This window comes from Pseudazoarcus sp. NS34 (assembly GCF_059703725.1).
In genome coordinates this window covers 1,239,689-1,258,270 of the sequence record NZ_BAAKIZ010000001.1, presented here as the reverse complement: position 1 = coordinate 1,258,270, position 18,582 = coordinate 1,239,689, and the positions used below count along the sequence as shown (strand labels likewise).

Here is an 18,582-nt window from a genome sequence, read left to right as displayed (position 1 = left end):
GCGTTCAGCGCAACGACGACTGTTCCATCTGGATGAATACGTTCCAGGCGTTGAGGCGGTTGGCCTCGCGGAAGGCCGGCATCTTTTCCCACGCGCTCCAGTCGATACCGGCATAGGCCTCGTCGAAGGACTTCATTTCCTCCACGGCCTTGCCCAGCTCGGTGCGCAGGTAGCGCAGATAGTCGCGCGTCATCACCAGATCAGCCTGCGGGTTTTTCGACACCGGACCGTGTCCGGGGACGAGGATTTTCGCGTCGATTTCCAGCAAGCGGTCCAGCGCCTTGAGCCAGCCACGCGTATCGGCGTTGCCGACAAACGGTACCCGCCCGCGAAACAGCAGATCGCCGGCGAACACCAGATCATCCTCGACCACATGCAGCACCACGTCGTCGGGCGAATGCGTCGGGCCGACATAGATCACACGCATGGTGACGCCGCCAAGACGAAGCTCCGCGCCCTCATCATCAAGCCAGCGGTCCGCCGGCGTCGGCACGGTCTTTTCGTCGACAAAGGGAAAGAGGTCGGCACGGCGCTGCTCGAGGCGGGCCACCGCTTCCTCCGAACCCAGAATGGCCGCGCCGGCCTTGTGCGCCCAGATCTCGATGCCGCGCTCGCGGAAGGCCTGCAGTCCATAGTAATGGTCGGCGTGGTAGTGGCTCACCACAACCAGCCGGATTGGTTTGTCGGTGACCTTCGCGATCTCGGCAATGAGTTGCTCGCCCAGCACCGGCGTGCCGAGCGCGTCCAGCACCACCACGCCTTCATCGGTAACCACAAAACCCGCGTTCGACATGAAACCCTCGTTGGCCGAAGACGCCATGCCGGCCTTGCCGAGCACATACCAGCTATGCGGCGCGACCTGCACCGGGGTCATGTCGATGGCGTGTGCCAGCGGCGTTGCCAGCAGGCAGGTGGCCAGCAGCAGGCGGGTTGCGAAGGCGCGCATCATCGGTCTCCAATTATTGCTATATCGGCATATGCTAAAACTCGCTTCAACACCTGTCGAGGCGGCAAACTTGAAATCGCGCGGTCGGGCCCATTTAATACGGGGGCACCCAAGTGCAAACCTTGTTCCAGTCTTAGAAAGGGAGAATTCCATGAGCACAGCGAAAACTCCGCTCACCGTCGTATACGACAGCGGCAACCTGGCCAGCAGGCTCGAAGTCGAGCAACTCAAGGCCAAGGACAGGGCCGGGCTGATGACGCTCGTCGACATCGCCTCGGGCACCAAGGCCGAAGAGTATGGCTGCTCCAGCGACGCAGTCAGGAAGACCATCCACGTGCGCGACGCGGACGACGAGACCTTTGTCGGCATCAACGCCATCGATGCGATGCACGACGCCATCGGTCTGGGCGGCTACTTCCGCTTCTGCCGCACTCCGGGCCTGACCTCCGGCCCGTCCGGCTTCTTCCGGCAGAAGAAGGCCGCCTGAGCGGCCTGACACGCCCGCAACGTGCGCCGTTGCGGGCTCATACTGCGGCCCGAAGTGCTCTAGACTGAAGCTTTCCACGACGCCGCGCCCACCATGCCTGCCGCCGCCCTGCCGGACAACGAACCAGAACGACTGGCTGCGCTGCGCGCGCTGCTGATTCTCGACACCCCGCCGGATGAACGCTTCGACCGCATCGTCGGCTTCGCCGCAGCGGAGTTCGACGTCCCCATTGCGCTGCTCTCGCTGGTCGATGCGGATCGCCAATGGTTCAAGGCCCGCGTCGGTCTCGATGCGTGTGAAACCTGCCGCGAACACGCCTTCTGTGCCTACGCGCTGCACGCCGATACACCGCTGATGGTTCCCGATGCCCGGCTTGACGCGCGCTTTGCCGACAATCCGCTCGTCACTGGTCCGCCCGGCATCCGCTTTTACGCCGGGGCGCCGCTGCGCCTGGAGAACGGGCTGGTACTCGGCACCTTGTGCGTCATCGACACCGAACCTCGCGAGCTCGATGACATGGACCTGCGCATCCTCGAATCCCTGCGCGATCTGATCCTCGGCGAACTTCTGCTGGGGAGCGACTCGTGAACAAGCCACGACGCGCTCCCAGCGTGCTGCTGGCCGAGGCCAACGGGCTTCTGCGTCAAACCGTGTCGATCACCGCCCGCAGCGCCGGGCTGGCTGACGTGCAGGAAGTCTCGAACCTCGCTTCAGCGCGCAAACAGCTGATGGAACGCAAATTCGATGCGCTGATCCTGCATCTCGACGGGCAACGCGACGCGCTCCAACTGATCGAGACGGTGCGCGCAGGGCGGGCTTTCACAGACAAGGATGTCGGCATCGCGCTGATCGCGGACCACTGCGATCACGCGCTTGCCAGCGAGATCTTCTCGCTCGGCATCCGACATCTGCTGCTGCAACCGTTCAAGGTAAAGACCGTGCTGTCCGCAATGGACGCCTTGCTTCAACCCCCCGGCAAGACAGCCATGGGGCACTGAAAGGCCGGCTCAAGGCGCCTGCGCAAGCAGTCGATCGAGCGCGTTGGCGAATTTCTGACGGTCCGCCTGACCGAAGGCGGCTGGCCCGCCGGTCTGCACCCCGGTGCTGCGCAGCGTGTCCATGAAGTTGCGCAGGTCGAGCAACTCGCGGATGTTCTCCTTGCCGTAGCGTTCGCCGCGCGGGCTGAGCGCAATCGCACCCTTTTCGACGATCTGCGCCGCCAGAGGAATGTCCGCCGTAACCACCAGATCGCCCTCGACGGCACGCTCGACGATCCAGTCGTCGGCGACATCGAAACCGCCGGGCACCTGCACTGCGCGAATATTCGACCCAGCCGGTACGCGCAGCATCTGATTGGCGACCAGTGTGAGTTCGCGGCCGGTGCGTTGCGCCGCGCGGAACAGGATGTCCTTCACGGCCACCGGGCAGGCGTCGGCGTCGACCCAGATGTGCATCACGCGGCCTCGTGGCGCGCCACGCAGCGGGCACAAATGCAGGCCTTGCCGCGCACGGCTTCCGGCAGGCTGTCGATCAGGGCTAACGGGATCGGCGTGGTGGTGCACCAGCACGGCACGTCGAAACTCCCGCTGCCGGCCGGCCCGCAGGCATTCGGGCCGCCACACAGCGGGCATTCGGTGGCCGGGATGGGAATCGGGGTCGGGGCGTTCATGCGCCGAGCTTAACCGATCAATCCCAGGCCAGCGTCCCCCCCGTCTGATATTCCGTGACACGGGTTTCGAAGAAGTTCTTTTCCTTCTTCAGGTCGATCATTTCGCTCATCCACGGGAAGGGGTTGTCGGCGCCCGGATAGACCTCGTCCACACCGATCTGACGGCAGCGACGGTTGGCCACGAAGCGCAGATATTCCTTGAACATCGGCGCGTTCAGCCCAAGCACGCCGCGCGGCATGGTGTCTTCGGCGTAGCGGTATTCCAGCGCCACGCCCTGCATGATCAGCTCGCGGATTTCCTCGCGGAAGGCCGGCGTCCACAGGTGGGGGTTTTCCTGCTTGATGGTGTTGATCAGGTCGACACCGAAATTGCAGTGCAGCGACTCGTCACGCAGGATGTACTGGTACTGCTCGGCCGCGCCGGTCATCTTGTTCTGGCGGCCCAGCGCGAGGATCTGCACGAAGCCAACGTAGAAGAAGATTCCTTCCATGATGCAGGCGAAGACGATCAGCGAGCGCAGCAGTTGCTGGTCGGTCTCGGGCGTGCCGGTCTGGAAGTTGGGGTCGGTCAGCGTATCGATGAAGGGGATCAGGAAGTCGTCCTTGGCGCGGATGCTGTCGACCTCGTGATAGGCGTTGAAGATCTCACCCTCGTCCAGCCCCAGCGACTCGACGATGTACTGATAGGCGTGGGTGTGGATGGCCTCTTCAAAGGCCTGACGCAACAAATACTGGCGGCACTCCGGTGCGGTGATGTGGCGGTAGGTGCCGAGCACGATGTTGTTGGCCGCCAGCGAATCGGCGGTGACGAAGAAGCCGAGGTTGCGCTTGACGATCAGGCGCTCGTCGGCGGAGAGCGCGTTGGGGTCTTTCCACTGCGCGATGTCGCGCTGCATGGAGACCTCCTGCGGCATCCAGTGGTTGGCGCAGCCGGCCAGATACTTTTCCCACGCCCAGTGGTACTTGAACGGCACGAGCTGGTTCACGTCGGTGGCGCCGTTGATGGCGCGCTTGTCGGAGGCGCGCACGCGCTGGCTTTCGGGCGCGGCGGTGGCTTGCGCCGCAGGGTTGGGGCTGGGGGCTTGCGGTGCCGCCGGGGCGGCCGCGATGTTGTCTTCGAAATCGAGCATGTCTTGTCCTTGCTTTGTGTCGTGTGCGTAGCGGCTTACTGGCAGGCTTCGCAGTCGGGATCGTCGATGGCGCAGAACTTGGGCTCGCCGCCCTGGGCAGCGCTTACGGCCGAAACAGTGGCCGCCACGGCGTTGAGCTCACCGCCGCTGCCGGTGGATTTCTCGGCCGAGGTGGCACCCAGCGAACGCAGGTAGTAGGTGGTCTTGAGGCCACGGTTCCACGCCAGCATGTAGGTGTCGTGCAGCTTCTTGCCCGAGGCGCCGGCGACGTAGATGTTCAGCGACTGCGCCTGGTCGATCCATTTCTGGCGCCGTGCTGCGGCTTCCACCATCCAGGCGGTATCGATCTCGAAAGCCGTGGCGTAGAGCACGCGCAGGTCCTCGGGTACGCGCTCGATCTTGCCCAGCGCGCCGTCGTAGTACTTGAGGTCGGAGATCATGACCTCGTCCCACAGACCGCGCGCCTTGAGCTCGGCCACCAGCGATTCATTGACCACGGTGAATTCGCCGGACAGGTTCGACTTGACGTAGAGATTGCGGTACTCGGGCTCGATGCTGGCCGACACACCGATGATGTTGGCGATGGTGGCGGTCGGGGCGATGGCGATGCAGTTGGAGTTGCGCATGCCGTATTCGCGGATGCGCGCACGCAGACCATCCCAGTCGAGCGTGCTGGAGCGGTCAAGCTCGACCGGTACGCCGCGCTCGCGCTCGAGCAGGTCGACCGAATCGAGCGGCAGGATGCCCTTGTCCCACAGGCTGCCGCGGAAGGTCGAATAGGCGCCGCGCTCGCGCGCCAGCTCATTGGAGGCGCTGTAGGCCTGGTAGGCGATGGCCTCCATCGAACGGTCGGCGAACTCGATGGCTTCCTGCGAGGCGTAGGCAATGCCCAGTTTGTGCAGGCAATCCTGGAAACCCATGATGCCCATGCCGACCGGGCGGTGGCGCAGATTGGAGTTGCGCGCCTTGCCGACCGCGTAGAAGTTGATGTCGACGACGTTGTCGAGCATGCGGATGGCCGTCTTGATGGTGCGCGCAAGCTTTTCGTGATCGAGCTGGCCGTCCTTCAGGTGGGCCAGCATGTTCACCGAGCCGAGGTTGCACACGGCAATTTCGGTGTCGGAGGTGTTCAGCGTGATCTCGGTGCACAGGTTGGAGCTGTGCACGACGCCGACGTGCTGCTGCGGCGAGCGCAGGTTGCACGGGTCCTTGAAGGTGATCCACGGGTGGCCGGTCTCGAACAGCATCGACAGCATGCGACGCCACAGCTGCACGGCCGGCACGCGCTTGAAGTGGCGGATTTCGCCGGCATCCGCCTTGGCTTCATAGGCCACATAGGCCGCTTCGAACTTCTGGCCGAAGAGGTCGTGCAGGTCGGGGACATCGGCCGGCGAGAACAGGGTCCATTGGCCGTCTTCGCGCACCCGCTTCATGAAGAGGTCGGGAATCCAGTGCGCGGTGTTCATGTCGTGCGTGCGGCGGCGGTCGTCGCCGGTGTTCTTGCGCAGGTCGAGGAATTCCTCGATGTCGAGGTGCCAGGTCTCCAGATAGCCGCACACCGCGCCCTTGCGCTTGCCCCCCTGGTTCACCGCCACGGCGGTGTCGTTGACCACCTTCAGGAACGGAATCACGCCCTGGCTCTTGCCGTTGGTGCCCTTGATGCGGCTGCCCAGCGAACGCACCGGCGTCCAGTCGTTGCCCAGACCACCGGCGAACTTTTGCAGCATCGCGTTTTCCTTGATGGCCTGGAAGATACCGTCGAGGTCGTCGGACACGGTGGTGAGGTAGCACGACGACAGCTGCGAATGCAGCGTGCCGGCGTTGAACAGCGTCGGCGTGGAGCTCATGAAGTCGAAGCGCGAGAGCACTTCGTAGAACTCGATGGCGCGCGTTTCACGGTCGATCTCGCTGATCGCCAGACCCATCGCCACACGCATGAAGAAGCACTGCGGCAGCTCAATGCGGCGCTCGTCGACGTGCAGGAAGTAGCGGTCATACAGCGTCTGCAGACCGAGGTAGCCGAACTGCAGGTCGCGCGAGGCATCCAGCGCGGCCGAGATGCGGGCCAGATCGAACTGCGCCAGACGCGGGTCGAGCAGCCCGGCCTCGACGCCGATCTTCACGTAGGCCGGAAAGGCCTCAGCGTAGCGCGCCGCCATGTCGCTCTGCGCCACCTCCTCGCCCAGCACTTCAAGGCGGATCTGGTGCAGTTGCAGGCGGGCGGTGACGTAGTTGTAGCCCGGCTCACGCTCGATCAGTGCGCGCGCGGCGAGCACCAATGCCTTGTGCACTTCACCCAACGGGATGCCGTCGTACAGATCACGCATGGCCGCATCGACCACCGGCGCCACCGCCACGTCAGCCAGCCCGAGGCAGGCTTCCTCGACGATGCGCAGCAGACGCTCACGCTGCAACGGCTCACGCCGACCGTCGACCTCCACATGCAGCTCGGGCGCGCTGCGCGGCGCTTCCAGCGCACGTTCAGCGGAACGTTTTTCGCGGTACAGCACGTAGGCGCGCGCCACTTCCTGCTCGCCGCCACGCATCAGCGCGAGCTCGACCTGATCCTGGATGTCCTCAATGTGGATGGTGCCGCCATCGGGCTTGCGCCGCGCCAGTGCCGCGACTACGACTTCGGTGAGCTTGCCGACGACATCGCGCACACGCGTCGACGACGCGCCGTGTCCCCCCTCGACCGCGAGGAAGGCCTTGCTCATGGCAACGGCGATCTTGCCGGGATGGAAGTCGACCACCGAACCATTGCGGCGGATGACCTTGAACGGGGGCAGCGAGAGGTCTAGCTGAGGGCGATCCATGGGAGCTCCTGGAGTGACGTGCGGGGAGCTCCGGACAAACACGCGGCAACCGCCGGCCTCACGGCACGGCGGAATACGGTCGTCGGACGGACAAGAGAGATGGTGTAAGCCATGTCCTCGCCGGGGCACCCCGCCCCGATTGCGTTGAAGGAAGTGGCAGCACGGCAGGTCTCCTGACTTCCGGGTCATGATCTGTCGCCAGCCTTCCCGGGGTGCACCGAAATGCAGGGCCCAGTGGCATGGGGAGGGCGACAGACTCGCCGGTTACAGTTGCGGGGGCAGTTCCGGCATTAAACCGGATTCCCTTTTCATGCCCGGCCGTGGAGCCGGGCAACCGTGAAGCTGGATTGGATTCTGGATTCTGAAGCGGAGGAGGTCAAGCGCGGTTACACACTACCCCTAGTAGGTTGTGTGCAAAAAACTACTACATGCTGCGGCCAAAGCTGCCGTCGCTGCGGATGCGCCCGATGCGCATCACTTCGGGAACACGGCGTACGCCGCGCATCACGGTGGCCAGATGCATGCGGTCGCGGATCTGGATGGTGATGTTGAGCGCGATGTAGACACCCTGCTCGTTGTCCATCGTGACGTTCTGGATGTTGCAGTCTTCCTCGGCGATTGCGCTGGCAACGCGCGCCAGTACGCCGCGGCCTTCGCGCGTGATGATCTTGAGCGTGACCTCGAAGGAACGCTCGTGCGCGGGCTCCCACTCGACGTCCACCCAGCGCCCGCGGTCGCCGCGCACCTTGGCCACCGCTGTGCAATCGTGACGGTGCACTTCCAGCCCCTTGCCCTTGCGGATGACGCCGATGATCGGGTCGCCCGGAATCGGCTGGCAGCAACTGCCGAACTGCACCGCGATGCCTTCGGCCCCGCTGATCTGGATCGGCGAGATGGACTTGGGCTTGATGACGTCGGGTCGGCCGGATTCCTGCTCCTGCGCCTGCACCAGACGGCGCGCGACGATGACCGGCAGGCGCTTGCCCAGCCCGATCTCGGAATAGACATCCTTCTTGCTCTTGACGCCGCGATCCTTGAGGAAGCGATCCCACGCGAAGGTGCTGATCTGGCCAAGCGCAAGGCCATGCGGACGCAGCGCCTGGTTGAGCAGGCGCTCGCCCAGCGCCACCGATTCCTCGTTGTGAGCATTCTTCAGGAAGTGGCGGATCTGCGCCCGCGCCTTGCCTGTGCGCACGTAAGTCAGCCAGGCCGGATTCGGGTTGGCGTGCGCGGCGGTGATGATCTCGACCTGGTCACCGTTGTGCAGCTCGGTGCGCAGCGGCATCAGATCAGTGTTGATGCGGCAGGCCACGCAGCGGTTGCCGATGTCGGTGTGCACGGCATACGCGAAATCGACCGGGGTCGAGCCGCGCGGCATCGACAGGATCTTGCCCTGCGGCGTGAACACGTAGACCTCGCCGGGGAACAGGTCGATCTTGACGTGTTCGAGGAATTCGGTGGCCTCGGCCGAGGTGTGCTGCAGCTCGAGCAGCGACTGCAGCCAATTGTGCGTGCGCTGCTCAAGCTCGGTCAGCGTTTTCTCATCGTCCTTGTACAGCCAGTGCGAGGCCACGCCAGCGTCCGCGATGTGGTGCATCTCGGCGGTGCGCACCTGGATTTCGATCGGCGTACCGAAAGGGCCGATCAGCGTCGTGTGCAGCGACTGGTAGCCGTTGGCCTTGGGAATCGCAATGTAGTCCTTGAACTTGCCCGGCACCGGCTTGTAGAGCGAATGCAGCGCACCGATGGCGACATAGCAGGTCTGCATGTCCGGCACGATGACGCGGAAGCCATAGATGTCGAGCACCTGCGAGAAGGACAGACTCTTCTCGACCATCTTGCGGTAGATCGAGAACAGGTTCTTCTCGCGCCCGAAGATGTCGGCTGCGATGCCCCACTGCGGCAGACGCTCTTCCAGCGCCTTGAGCACCTTGCCGACGACTTCGCGCCGGTTGCCGCGCGCGGCCCGGACGGCCCGGTCGAGCACGCGGAAACGCAGCGGGTACTTGTGCTCGAAAGACAACTCCTGCAACTCGCGGTACAGCGTGTTGAGCCCCAGGCGGTTGGCGATCGGAGCGTAGATGTCGAGCGTTTCGGTGGCGATGCGGCGACGTTTGTCGGGGCGCACATGGTCGAGCGTGCGCATGTTGTGCAGACGGTCGGCCAGCTTGATCAGGATCACCCGCAGATCGTTGGCCATGGCCAACAGCATCTTGCGGAAATTCTCGGCCTGCGCTTCCTTGCGCGAGCGGAATTCGACCTTGTCGAGCTTGGACAGGCCGTCCACCAACTCGGCGGAGACCTTGCCGAAACGTCCGGCGATCTCCTGCTTGGAAATGTGGGTGTCCTCCATGACGTCATGGAGGAGTGCGGCAATCAGCGCCTGCGCGTCGAGGCGCCAGTCGGCAATGATGTCAGCGACGGCAACCGGGTGCGAGATATAGGGGTCACCACTGCTGCGGAACTGGCCCTGATGGGCATCGGCCGAGAAGTGATAAGCAGCCTCGATGAGGCCGATGTCTTCGGACTTGAGATAGGTTTCGAGCTTGGCCTTGAGGCGGCCGAAGTCCAGCGACAGCACGCTCGATGAAGGCGGACTGAACGGATTCTTGGGCAGCGGCGCTACATCGGTCGCGATAGCCATCAGCCTACTCCCGCTGCAACCAGGGCAAACACGCGCACACTGCCGCCGACGGGCGCCGGCAGTGTCGATCAACGCTTAGGTTCGCATGCCCTGAGTTCAAACACCCTCCCCGGAGATCAGGCCTGGCCGCGGTTAAGCACCTCAAGCCCGACCTTGCCTTCGGCGATCTCGCGCAATGCGATGACCGTCGCCTTCTCCTTGCCGTACTTCTCTGCCTCGATCATGGGACTTGCGCCGACCGTGAGCTGGCGCGCACGGAAGGTCGCCGCCAGCGTCAGCTGGAAGCGGTTCGGAATCTGCTTCAGACAATCTTCAACGGTAATGCGGGCCATGATCAATCCTGCTCAAGAAATTCAATGTAACGCGAATGCCGCGCTCGCTGCCGCGCACAACGCAGCCGCGAAGCGCGGACGATGGCTACGAGGTCGCCAATGGCGTCCTCGAGAACATCATTGAGTATAACGTAGTCGAACTCCCCCACATGGCGCATCTCGCCGCGCGCCCCCAGTAAACGCCGGGCAATCACGTCGTCGGGATCAGTGCCACGCCCGCGCAGGCGCTGCTCCAGCACCTCGAAAGACGGCGGCAGAACAAACACACCCACCGTCTCTGGAAAGGCCTTGCGCACCTGCTGTGCACCCTGCCAGTCGATCTCCAGCAAGATGTCGTCGCCTGACGCGATCTGCTCGCGGATCCAGGCCTTCGAGGTGCCGTAATAGTTGCCATGCACCTCGGCCCACTCGAGGAATTCCGCGTTGTCGCGCATGTTGCGGAAGGTCGAAATATCAACGAAATGGTAGTGCTGCCCATCCACCTCGCCCTCGCGCGGCGCGCGCGTGGTGTAGGAAACCGACAGCCTGACGTGCGGGTCGCGCTTGAGCAGACCGCCGACCAGCGTGGTCTTCCCGGCGCCCGAGGGGGCGGTGATGATGATGAGGGTTCCAGGCACGCTATTTTCCCGTTCGGATCCGGGCGGGCCGGATCCTGATTTCCTATCAATGGCGCGATCTTACGTCAGGCCGTGGCGCTACGCCCAACCAAGCATCAGGGACGCTACGCTGCGCAGTTCGTTGGTCAGCAAGCCCCGCTGAGAGGCCATGGCGCGTAAGGCGCCCAGACTGACCCATACCACATCATCGGAAAATCCCTCGGCAAGCTCGGAAGGGATCTCGATCACGCAATAGCTGGCCACCGAGTGCATGAAACGCCCGCCTTCGTCCGACTGCTTCGCGCTGGCGTGCACGACCAGATCCTTTCTCGCCAGAACGCCCTCCACCCCAGGCGGATTGGCGTGCCCGATGCCGGTCACGAAGGACGGCGTGAACTGAGCCCCTTCCTTCAGCCCCGGCTCGAAGCTGATGCTGAGCATGAACTGCAGGATCCCGTCACGCTGGGCGCACAGCAGCGCGATCTGCCCGCTGTCGACGTTGGTCATCAGCGGCTGGCACCATGCCGACACTTCGCGCACATCGGTCTCTACGGAGAAAGCCTGAACGCTGGGGTCTTTCAACGGCGGCCGTGGCTCTATGGCCATGTCGTCGATTCGCCAGGATTGCAGGCTGTGCAGCGCGACACGCTCAAGGCGCAGAGTGCTCGATCGCCGCGCGCGCTCCAGCTGCTCAACGGCCTCCGCCAGTTGGGCATCATCTACTGCCTGCAGTGATGCCAGCAGGGCCTCGCCAAACCCTCCGTGGCCGGCATGACGGGCAAACGCCTCGCTCCCCGCGTCCGTCAGTAACGCCCAGTCGGCGCAGAAGATCACCGAGCGCGAATCGGTATTGATCGCGAAGTCCGCCAGCAGCGCGGACTTCACGTCGCTCGCGGAGAACCAGCGCCAGAGACCGTCGCCAGGTGTCAGAGCCGCCTCATCCACTTCGACCACCATGTTGCGGTTGTACTTTCCGATGAAGCGGTCGCCTTGCTCGGACTGCTCAACGTCCAGCCAGCGGCGCACAACGGGACCGTCGTCCTGAAAAAGATCGAGCATTTGCGTCGCTGCACCACCGTGCACACGCATGTAATTGCTCCAGGTCGCTTGTACCGTGGGGCCGACCTGCGTACCCCCGATCGTGCCGGGCTCTGCCTTGGCCTGCAGCAACCACTCGAAACCACCATCCCCAACGCGCCGGACCACGAAACCGAGAATGCCGATCTCGGGCTGGTCGATCATCGGCAGTTCGAGCCCCTGCAGGTGGGGCAAGGACGACTCGCAGCGGCAACCGCGTATCGCGAAGAAACGGCCGCTGACGTGACGAAGCGCCCCATCCTCGTGAACCCAGTCTGCGCACTGGCTCAAGGGGATGCGACGAACGTCCATCCGGGTCAGCAAGCGACGCTCGTCCAGCCAGCACCCGATCGCATCATCAGCTCTTTCAGCCATCAGGCACTTTCCCCGGACGCCCAGTCCTTCGCGTATTGAAATATGCAGGCAGGATCGGGTACATCCTGCGGCACCTCTCCTGTTCGCCGACGCAAGGACTTGCGCCCCCGCTCACCCCGCTTTTCCCCGGTGAGTACACACCACAGGGAGAACGTGTCGAGACCAGTGCAACGAAACAGCTGCGCGCTCAGCGGGTTGATGAAAATGGACACCGGCCGCCACGCAGCGCGGGAACGTCGTCGCCGGCGCCTTGCCTGCACTGCGTCGGAATCGGCAAATGACTGCACATCGCGCCGGAACGCCTCTATGCTAATTGCATCTGCCATCACATTGACCCAAGCCCGTTGAACCGCCGCCGGAGTCTTGTAGTCAAGCCCGGCCTTCTTACCGGACTGGTTATGCTCATTGGCCTTCAGCACTGTGACCTCAGCACTGCCGACAACTTCGACGCCCGCCCTCCAGGCCCTCATCCCCCAATCTTCAATCGGCGTTCTGTACAGCTCTCGGGCTGGCCGCCAAGCGCCCACTGCAGACACCAACCGGCGGCTGAACACCCAAGCACTGGCCGGCTCGATGGGGGCATAGCGCCCCCAGAAACTCGACTGCAGCAAACGCTGAACCTCGCCCCCACCGCTCAGCACTGGGAGGCCGGACGACGCGTCCAGACCAGCGCTCGACACGGCGCGCCCGATGAAAAACTCGGCATGCTGCGTGGCCAAGGTCTGCAAAGCCACCTCAAGATGCCGGGGCAGCCAGACGTCGTCATGGTTGAGGAAAGCGATGTATTCGGTCGTCGCCACCGCCATCCCGGCCGAATTGGGCAAGGCCTGCTCGCCACAACGCCATGGCAGATTGAGGTAGCGCACTCGGGCATCGCGCAGGAATGGCGCCAAAGCTGCCGCAGTCGCCTCGTCGCAGGCGTCGCCGACGATCAGCAGCCTCCAGTCCGACACGGTCTGCAGGAATACCGACTCTACGGCACACACCAAGGCATCCGGCCGCCCGTAGGTCGCGATGACCACGGTCACCCGCGCATCGCCAACGCTACCGGCATCGCTCATGGCAGCATCCATCTCACTCGATGTTCTGCACTTGCTCGCGCATCTGCTCGATCAGCACCTTCATCTCCATGGCGATGCTGCTGATGTCGCCCGCCGCCGACTTCGAGGCCAGCGTGTTGGCCTCACGGTTGAGTTCCTGCATCAGGAAGTCGAGCCGCTTACCGGCCTGTCCGCCGGCGTCGAGGATGCGCTCGACTTCATCGAGATGAGCAACCAGCCGGTTGAGTTCTTCATCGACGTCGACACGCTGCGCGAACACCGCAACCTCCTGACGGATTCGCTCCTCGTCGAGCGCGGCAACCGCTTCACGCAGACGGTTGGTCAGTCGTGCCTGGTACTCGGCAACAACCTCCGGAATCCGCGGCTGGGCACGGGCCACGAGTGCGCGCATGGCCGCGGCGCGCTCACGGATCATGGCCGCGAGCTTTTCACCCTCGCGCGCGCGACTGGCGACAAAGTCGTCGAGCGCCACCGCCACCAGTTTCGCAACTTGCGGGCGCAGGCTTTCGGCCTCGAGGCGGTCCTCCGCGAGCATGCCCGGCCAGCGCAGCACTTCGGCCACCGACAGGCCCTCTGCCTCCGGCAAGCGCGCCCGCACAGCGGCTTCGGCGTGACGAAGTTGTTCAAGCAGCGCGGAATTGATCGCCAGATGCGGGACACCGCCGCCGTCCACCTGCAGACTGAAGCGACATTCAAGCTTGCCGCGCGACAGTCGCGCCGACAGAGCCTCACGCAGGACCGGCTCGAACAATCGAAGATCGTCGCCAATGCGGAACACCAGATCCAGAAAACGCGAGTTCACACTCCGCAGCTCCAGATGCAGCGTGGCGCGGCCGACTTCGCACTGCTGGACGGCAAAGCCCGTCATGCTACAAATCATCGGTCATTTCTCCGGAAAGTCCTTTCCATCCATTACACTCCTCCAACACAGCCTGCAGCTGGCCAACCACTGACGCCGCAACCGCTCCCGAACATGTCTGCCCTGGCAAATGCCGCCCTTCCTGCCGGATTCGTGATTGATCAGTACCGCATCGAGAAGCAGCTCTCGCATGGCGGCTTCTCGATCGTATATCTGGCCCGCGACGAGGCCGGCACGCCGGTGGCGATCAAGGAATACCTGCCGAATTCTCTGGCCCTGCGTCAACCGGGCGAAACCGCGCCGCATATCTCCTCGCAATACCAGTCGGCCTTTCGCTATGGCATGAAATGCTTCTTCGAGGAAGGCCGCTCTCTCGCCAAGCTGATGCACCCTAACGTCGTGCGCGTGCTGAACTTCTTTCGCACGAACGGCACGGTGTACATGGTGATGGAGTTCGAGAAGGGGCGTACGCTCAACGAGTATATCCAGAAACACCGTGGCAAGGTCCCGGAGCGCTTCATCCGCGCGGTGTTCAGCCGCACGCTCAACGGGCTACGCGAAGTGCATTCGCACAAGATGCTGCATCTGGACATCAAACCTTCGAACATCTACCTGCGCACCAACGGCACGCCCGTGCTGCTCGACTTCGGTGCGGCACGCCAGACGCTGGCCTCCGAGCAACCCATGCTCAAGCCGATGTACACGCCGGGCTTCGCCTCGCCCGAGCAATACGGTGAGCGCGAAAAGCTCGGCCCGTGGAGCGACCTGTACAGCGTCGGCGCCAGCATGTACGCCTGCATCATCGGCAGCGCACCGCCTCGCGCCGACGAGCGCACACGTATCGAAACCATGATGCCCTTGGCCGAGCGTAGCCCTCAGGGCTATTCTCAGGCGCTGCTCGAAACCATTGACTGGTGTCTGCAGCTGGATCCGCTCAAACGGCCCCAAAGCGCCTATTCACTGCAGAAATCCGTGATGCGACGCGAAGAGGGTGACGCACTGCCGGCCGGCCTGTTCGCCGACGCCGGCACCCGCTTGAAGTCATTCATCGGGCGTAGCTGAGGACGCAACGGTAGTGAAGTTCACGATCTTTCAGGACAGCCGCATCGGCAAGCGCAAGACCAACCAGGATCGCATCGCCTATTCGTATTCGCGCGAGGCCTTGCTGATGCTGGTCGCCGACGGTATGGGTGGCCATCTGCATGGCGAGATCGCCGCGCAGATCGCCACCGAGATCATCGTCGGCGCCTTCCAGCGCGAGGCGCGCCCGGCACTCGAAGACCCGACGCACTTCCTGCGCAACGCGCTCGACGATGCACACAACGCCATCCTCGATTACGCCTTCGACAAATACCTGCCCGAAGCGCCCCGCACCACCATCGTGGCCTGCATCGTGCAGCAGAGTTCGGCCTGGTGGGCGCATGCCGGAGATTCTCGTCTGTACGTGCTGCGCCATGGCGACATCGTGACGCAGACGCGTGACCATTCGCGTGTGCAGATGCTGCTCGATCAGGGCCTGATCCAGCCCTCGGAGGCCGATCGCCACCCCGAGCGCAACCGCATCTACAGCTGCCTCGGCGGCGACCATCCGCCGCAGATCGACCTCTCCCCGCGCATCACGCTGTGGGAAGAGGACGTCGTGGCCCTGTGTTCCGACGGTGTGTGGGGCCCGGTCGGCAATGCCGGTATGGTGGCCGGCCTGTCCGACGGCCATATCATGCAGAGCGTGCCGGATCTGCTCGACCGCGCCGAGAAACTCAGTGGCGCGGTCTGCGACAATCTGTCCATCGTGGCCATGCGCTGGCATGGCGGTGGCCCCGACGCCGCTGCGGCCATCGAGACCGAAATGCTGGCGCCGGATCACTTCACCACGCACATGGACAGCTTCGACACCACCACGCTTTCCAGCACCGACGCCGAATTCAGCGACGAAGACATCGAGCGCGCGATCACCGAAATCAATTCGACGATCCGCAAGTTCAACAAGTAGGAATCCCCATGCGACACGATCAACGACGCCCGGACCAGCTCCGTCCGGTGCGCATCACCCGTCATTTCACGCGCCACGCCGAAGGCTCCGTACTCGTCGAGTTCGGCGACACGCGCGTGCTGTGCACCGCCAGCGTAGAGGAATCCGTACCCGGCTTCCTGCGCGGCAAGGGTCAGGGCTGGCTCACCGCCGAATACGGCATGCTGCCGCGCTCGACCCACACCCGCAGCGGGCGTGAGGCCGCACGTGGCAAGCAGAGCGGGCGTACGCAGGAGATCCAGCGCCTGATCGGCCGCAGCCTGCGCGCCGTGGTGGATCTGACCGCTCTCGGCGAGCGCCAGATCATCATCGACTGCGACGTGCTGCAGGCCGACGGCGGCACGCGTACGGCCTCGGTCACCGGCGCCTGCGTGGCGGTGTGTGATGCACTCAACGGCTTGCTCGCCGCCGGCCTGCTCGCGAAGAGCCCGCTGCGCGACATGGTCGCGGCGGTGTCGGTCGGCATCGTCAATGGCCAGCCGGTGCTTGATCTCGACTATGTCGAAGATTCCTCCTGCGACACCGACATGAACGTGGTGATGACCGGCTCCGGCGGCATGATCGAGGTGCAGGGCACGGCCGAGGGCGTCCCCTTCTCGCGCGCCGAGCTCGACGCCCTGCTGGCATTGGCCGAAAACGGCATTCTGCAACTGGTCGAAGCGCAGAAGATCGCTCTCGCACAGGAGTAAGCCATGCTTCAGCGTCTGGTACTGGCCAGCAACAACGCCAAGAAGGCCGCCGAACTCGATGCCCTGCTCGCACCGCTGGGCATCGAGGTCATCTCGCAAGGCTCGCTCGGCATCCCAGAGGCCGACGAGCCCTACGCCACCTTTGTCGAGAACGCGCTGACCAAGGCGCGCCATGCCGCGGCCCATTCCGGCCTGCCGGCCATTGCCGACGACTCCGGGCTGTGCGTGGCCGCGCTCGGCGGCGCGCCGGGCGTACTCTCCGCCCGCTTTGCCGGCGAACCGCAGTCCGATGCGCGCAACAACGCGCTGTTGCTCGAACGTCTGAGCGGTGTCGACGACCGTCGCGCGCATTTCTATTCGGCCATCGTGCTGGTGCGCCATGCCGACGACCCGCAACCACTGATCGCTGACGGCGAATGGCATGGCGTGATTCTCGAGGCCCCGCGCGGTGAAGCCGGCTTCGGCTACGACCCGCTGTTCTGGCTGCCGGAACTGGAACAGAGCGCTGCCGAACTCGACCCGAAGCTCAAGAACACCCTGAGCCACCGCGGCGCCGCGATGCGCCACCTGCTTGAGCGCCTGGAGCGCTACGGCACGTGAGCCACCCCGTGCATCGCCTCGCGGTGCAGCCCGCCCGCCGCGCTACCGCTGACACCCCCGCACCCGCTGCATCTCCGCCGCTGTCGCTGTACGTGCACTACCCGTGGTGCGTGAAGAAATGTCCGTATTGCGACTTCAATTCGCACGCAGTGCGCGACGGCGATGATGCGGCGGAGCTCGAACGCCGCTACATCGACGCGCTGATCGCCGACCTCGCAGCCGCAGCGCCCGCCGTGGCCGGCAGGCGTATCGACACCGTGTTCTTTGGCGGCGGCACGCCCAGCCTGATGACGCCACAAAGCCTCGCACGCGTCATCGACGCTATCGCGCAATACACAACGCTGGATCGGGACGCCGAGATCACGCTAGAGGCCAACCCCGGCACCTTCGAGATGGAGCGCTTCCGCGGCTTTCGCGCGGCCGGCGCCAACCGCCTGTCCATCGGCATCCAGAGTTTCGACGACACGCACCTGCACGCGCTCGGCCGCATCCACGACAGCACCGAAGCACGTCGCGCCATCGGCATCGCACTGCAACACTTCGAGCGCGTAAACCTCGACCTTATGTATGCACTGCCCGGCCAGGATATCGCCGGCGCGCTGGCCGATCTCGACACCGCGCTGTCTTTCGGCACCGAGCATCTGTCGTGCTACCACCTGACGCTTGAACCAAACACGCCGTTCTTCCAACGCCCACCGGCACTGCCCGACGATGACACGGCCGCCGACATGCAGGAGGCCATCGAGGCACGCCTGGCCGCGGCCGGATACGAGCACTACGAGACTTCAGCCTTTGCGCGGCCCGATGCACAAAGCCGCCACAACCTCGCCTACTGGACCTTTGCCGACTATCTGGGCATCGGTGCCGGCGCCCACGGAAAACTCAGTACGCCGACCGGAATCGTGCGCGAGATGCGCCACAAGCACCCCCAGCGCTATCTCGAAAGCTCGGCGGGCGGCGCCTTCGTGCAGGAATCGCGCAGCGTTGCGCGCGAAGAGCTGCCATTTGAATTCATGATGAACGCACTGCGCCTGACCGGCGGCGTGCCAGCCGCCAGTTTCGAGCAACGTACTGGCTTGCCGCTGTCCGTCATCACCGCGCAACTGGCCGAGGCACGTGCAGCCGGCCTGCTCGACTCGGACGAAACCGTGCTACGCCCCACTTTGCGTGGTCAGCGCTTCCTCAACGAGTTGCTGGAAATCTTCCTGTAAATCAGGCCGGCACCGCCGGCCTGCGACAAACGGCCGCGACCAGCCGCGTTGTCTCGGCCGG

19 protein-coding genes and 1 riboswitch are annotated in these 18,582 nt (G+C 64.2%); of the genes, 8 read left to right on the top strand and 11 right to left on the bottom strand.

Annotated elements, in window-relative coordinates; all coding sequences use genetic code 11:
• Positions 1 to 4 precede the first annotated feature (4 nt).
• Positions 5 to 949, bottom strand: a complete 945-nt coding sequence (locus AC6H0N_RS06030; protein ID WP_497573161.1) for an MBL fold metallo-hydrolase — start codon at positions 947 to 949, stop codon at positions 5 to 7.
• A gap of 148 nt (positions 950 to 1,097) precedes the next feature.
• On the opposite strand from AC6H0N_RS06030, the gene AC6H0N_RS06025 reads away from it, so the two are divergent.
• The 3 genes from AC6H0N_RS06025 to AC6H0N_RS06015 all read left to right on the top strand — a co-directional run bounded on the left by AC6H0N_RS06025 (position 1,098) and on the right by AC6H0N_RS06015 (position 2,431).
• The gene (locus tag AC6H0N_RS06025) at positions 1,098 to 1,433 is read left to right on the top strand and encodes a hypothetical protein (protein ID WP_497573160.1); all 336 of its coding nucleotides are present in this window, start codon (positions 1,098 to 1,100) and stop codon (positions 1,431 to 1,433) included.
• Positions 1,434 to 1,526: 93 nt separating this feature from the next.
• A complete protein-coding gene (locus AC6H0N_RS06020; RefSeq protein ID WP_497573159.1) occupies positions 1,527 to 2,021 on the top strand; it encodes a GAF domain-containing protein in 495 nt (164 codons plus the stop codon).
• Positions 2,022 to 2,044: 23 nt separating this feature from the next.
• The gene (locus tag AC6H0N_RS06015) at positions 2,045 to 2,431 is read left to right on the top strand and encodes a hypothetical protein (protein ID WP_497573158.1); all 387 of its coding nucleotides are present in this window, start codon (positions 2,045 to 2,047) and stop codon (positions 2,429 to 2,431) included.
• Positions 2,432 to 2,440: 9 nt separating this feature from the next.
• Here AC6H0N_RS06015 and AC6H0N_RS06010 read toward each other — a convergent pair whose 3' ends face one another.
• From AC6H0N_RS06010 to AC6H0N_RS05965, 10 genes are all read right to left on the bottom strand, one after another.
• Positions 2,441 to 2,887 (bottom strand): YaiI/YqxD family protein, encoded by a 447-nt coding sequence (locus AC6H0N_RS06010; protein WP_497573248.1) that lies wholly within the window; start codon positions 2,885 to 2,887, stop codon positions 2,441 to 2,443.
• Positions 2,887 to 3,102 carry a cysteine-rich CWC family protein gene (locus AC6H0N_RS06005; protein ID WP_497573157.1) on the bottom strand — a complete coding sequence of 72 codons (216 nt, stop codon included), beginning with the start codon at positions 3,100 to 3,102 and terminating at the stop codon, positions 2,887 to 2,889. The genes AC6H0N_RS06010 and AC6H0N_RS06005 overlap by 1 nt, the downstream gene beginning before the upstream one ends.
• A 17-nt stretch (positions 3,103 to 3,119) precedes the next feature.
• A complete protein-coding gene (locus AC6H0N_RS06000) occupies positions 3,120 to 4,232 on the bottom strand; it encodes a ribonucleotide-diphosphate reductase subunit beta (RefSeq protein ID WP_497573156.1) in 1,113 nt (370 codons plus the stop codon).
• A 35-nt stretch (positions 4,233 to 4,267) separates the two neighbouring features.
• Positions 4,268 to 7,048 carry a ribonucleoside-diphosphate reductase subunit alpha gene (locus tag AC6H0N_RS05995; RefSeq protein WP_497573155.1) on the bottom strand — a complete coding sequence of 927 codons (2,781 nt, stop codon included), beginning with the start codon at positions 7,046 to 7,048 and terminating at the stop codon, positions 4,268 to 4,270.
• A gap of 146 nt (positions 7,049 to 7,194) precedes the next feature.
• Positions 7,195 to 7,402, bottom strand: a riboswitch (cobalamin riboswitch).
• Positions 7,403 to 7,472: 70 nt separating this feature from the next.
• On the bottom strand, positions 7,473 to 9,692 hold the full coding sequence (locus AC6H0N_RS05990) for a RelA/SpoT family protein (protein WP_497573154.1): 2,220 nt from the start codon (positions 9,690 to 9,692) through the stop codon (positions 7,473 to 7,475).
• A gap of 116 nt (positions 9,693 to 9,808) precedes the next feature.
• Positions 9,809 to 10,024, bottom strand: coding sequence for a DNA-directed RNA polymerase subunit omega (gene rpoZ / locus AC6H0N_RS05985; RefSeq protein WP_497573153.1), 216 nt, complete (start codon positions 10,022 to 10,024; stop codon positions 9,809 to 9,811).
• Between the two features lie 2 nt (positions 10,025 to 10,026).
• The gene (gene gmk, locus AC6H0N_RS05980; protein WP_497573152.1) at positions 10,027 to 10,641 is read right to left on the bottom strand and encodes a guanylate kinase; all 615 of its coding nucleotides are present in this window, start codon (positions 10,639 to 10,641) and stop codon (positions 10,027 to 10,029) included.
• A gap of 78 nt (positions 10,642 to 10,719) precedes the next feature.
• Positions 10,720 to 12,072, bottom strand: a complete 1,353-nt coding sequence (locus AC6H0N_RS05975; RefSeq protein WP_497573151.1) for an NDP-hexose 2,3-dehydratase family protein — start codon at positions 12,070 to 12,072, stop codon at positions 10,720 to 10,722.
• On the bottom strand, positions 12,072 to 13,133 hold the full coding sequence (locus AC6H0N_RS05970) for a glycosyltransferase family 2 protein (protein ID WP_497573150.1): 1,062 nt from the start codon (positions 13,131 to 13,133) through the stop codon (positions 12,072 to 12,074). Before AC6H0N_RS05970 ends, AC6H0N_RS05975 begins: the two co-directional genes overlap by 1 nt.
• A gap of 13 nt (positions 13,134 to 13,146) precedes the next feature.
• A complete protein-coding gene (locus AC6H0N_RS05965; RefSeq protein WP_497573149.1) occupies positions 13,147 to 14,013 on the bottom strand; it encodes a YicC/YloC family endoribonuclease in 867 nt (288 codons plus the stop codon).
• A gap of 93 nt (positions 14,014 to 14,106) precedes the next feature.
• Between AC6H0N_RS05965 and AC6H0N_RS05960 the strand changes: the two genes are divergently transcribed.
• From AC6H0N_RS05960 to hemW, 5 genes are read left to right on the top strand one after another with little or no spacing between them, the layout of a single operon-like run.
• Entirely contained in the window at positions 14,107 to 15,054 is a 948-nt protein-coding gene (locus tag AC6H0N_RS05960) for a serine/threonine protein kinase (RefSeq protein WP_497573148.1), read from the top strand.
• 13 nt (positions 15,055 to 15,067) lie between these two features.
• A complete protein-coding gene (locus AC6H0N_RS05955; protein ID WP_497573147.1) occupies positions 15,068 to 15,982 on the top strand; it encodes a PP2C family protein-serine/threonine phosphatase in 915 nt (304 codons plus the stop codon).
• An 8-nt stretch (positions 15,983 to 15,990) separates the two neighbouring features.
• Positions 15,991 to 16,710: a ribonuclease PH gene (gene rph, locus AC6H0N_RS05950; RefSeq protein WP_497573146.1), complete on the top strand. Its 720-nt coding sequence runs from the start codon at positions 15,991 to 15,993 to the stop codon at positions 16,708 to 16,710.
• A gap of 3 nt (positions 16,711 to 16,713) precedes the next feature.
• Positions 16,714 to 17,310, top strand: coding sequence for an RdgB/HAM1 family non-canonical purine NTP pyrophosphatase (gene rdgB / locus AC6H0N_RS05945; RefSeq protein ID WP_497573145.1), 597 nt, complete (start codon positions 16,714 to 16,716; stop codon positions 17,308 to 17,310).
• Positions 17,307 to 18,521, top strand: coding sequence for a radical SAM family heme chaperone HemW (hemW, locus tag AC6H0N_RS05940; RefSeq protein ID WP_497573144.1), 1,215 nt, complete (start codon positions 17,307 to 17,309; stop codon positions 18,519 to 18,521). Before rdgB ends, hemW begins: the two co-directional genes overlap by 4 nt.
• Positions 18,522 to 18,582: the final 61 nt, after the last annotated feature.

Excerpts from the sequence above, each read along its gene's own strand:
- AC6H0N_RS06030 (WP_497573161.1), bottom strand. The coding sequence starts at position 949 with ATGATGCGCGCCTTCGCAACCCGCCTGCTGCTGGCCACCTGCCTGCTG.
- AC6H0N_RS06025 (WP_497573160.1), top strand. The coding sequence starts at position 1,098 with ATGAGCACAGCGAAAACTCCGCTCACCGTCGTATACGACAGCGGCAAC.
- AC6H0N_RS06020 (WP_497573159.1), top strand. The coding sequence starts at position 1,527 with ATGCCTGCCGCCGCCCTGCCGGACAACGAACCAGAACGACTGGCTGCG.
- AC6H0N_RS06010 (WP_497573248.1), bottom strand. The coding sequence starts at position 2,887 with ATGCACATCTGGGTCGACGCCGACGCCTGCCCGGTGGCCGTGAAGGAC.
- AC6H0N_RS06005 (WP_497573157.1), bottom strand. The coding sequence starts at position 3,102 with ATGAACGCCCCGACCCCGATTCCCATCCCGGCCACCGAATGCCCGCTG.
- AC6H0N_RS06000 (WP_497573156.1), bottom strand. The coding sequence starts at position 4,232 with ATGCTCGATTTCGAAGACAACATCGCGGCCGCCCCGGCGGCACCGCAA.
- AC6H0N_RS05995 (WP_497573155.1), bottom strand. The coding sequence starts at position 7,048 with ATGGATCGCCCTCAGCTAGACCTCTCGCTGCCCCCGTTCAAGGTCATC.
- AC6H0N_RS05990 (WP_497573154.1), bottom strand. The coding sequence starts at position 9,692 with ATGGCTATCGCGACCGATGTAGCGCCGCTGCCCAAGAATCCGTTCAGT.
- rpoZ (WP_497573153.1), bottom strand. The coding sequence starts at position 10,024 with ATGGCCCGCATTACCGTTGAAGATTGTCTGAAGCAGATTCCGAACCGC.
- AC6H0N_RS05975 (WP_497573151.1), bottom strand. The coding sequence starts at position 12,072 with ATGGCTGAAAGAGCTGATGATGCGATCGGGTGCTGGCTGGACGAGCGT.
- AC6H0N_RS05970 (WP_497573150.1), bottom strand. The coding sequence starts at position 13,133 with ATGAGCGATGCCGGTAGCGTTGGCGATGCGCGGGTGACCGTGGTCATC.
- AC6H0N_RS05965 (WP_497573149.1), bottom strand. The coding sequence starts at position 14,013 with ATGATTTGTAGCATGACGGGCTTTGCCGTCCAGCAGTGCGAAGTCGGC.
- AC6H0N_RS05960 (WP_497573148.1), top strand. The coding sequence starts at position 14,107 with ATGTCTGCCCTGGCAAATGCCGCCCTTCCTGCCGGATTCGTGATTGAT.
- rph (WP_497573146.1), top strand. The coding sequence starts at position 15,991 with ATGCGACACGATCAACGACGCCCGGACCAGCTCCGTCCGGTGCGCATC.
- rdgB (WP_497573145.1), top strand. The coding sequence starts at position 16,714 with ATGCTTCAGCGTCTGGTACTGGCCAGCAACAACGCCAAGAAGGCCGCC.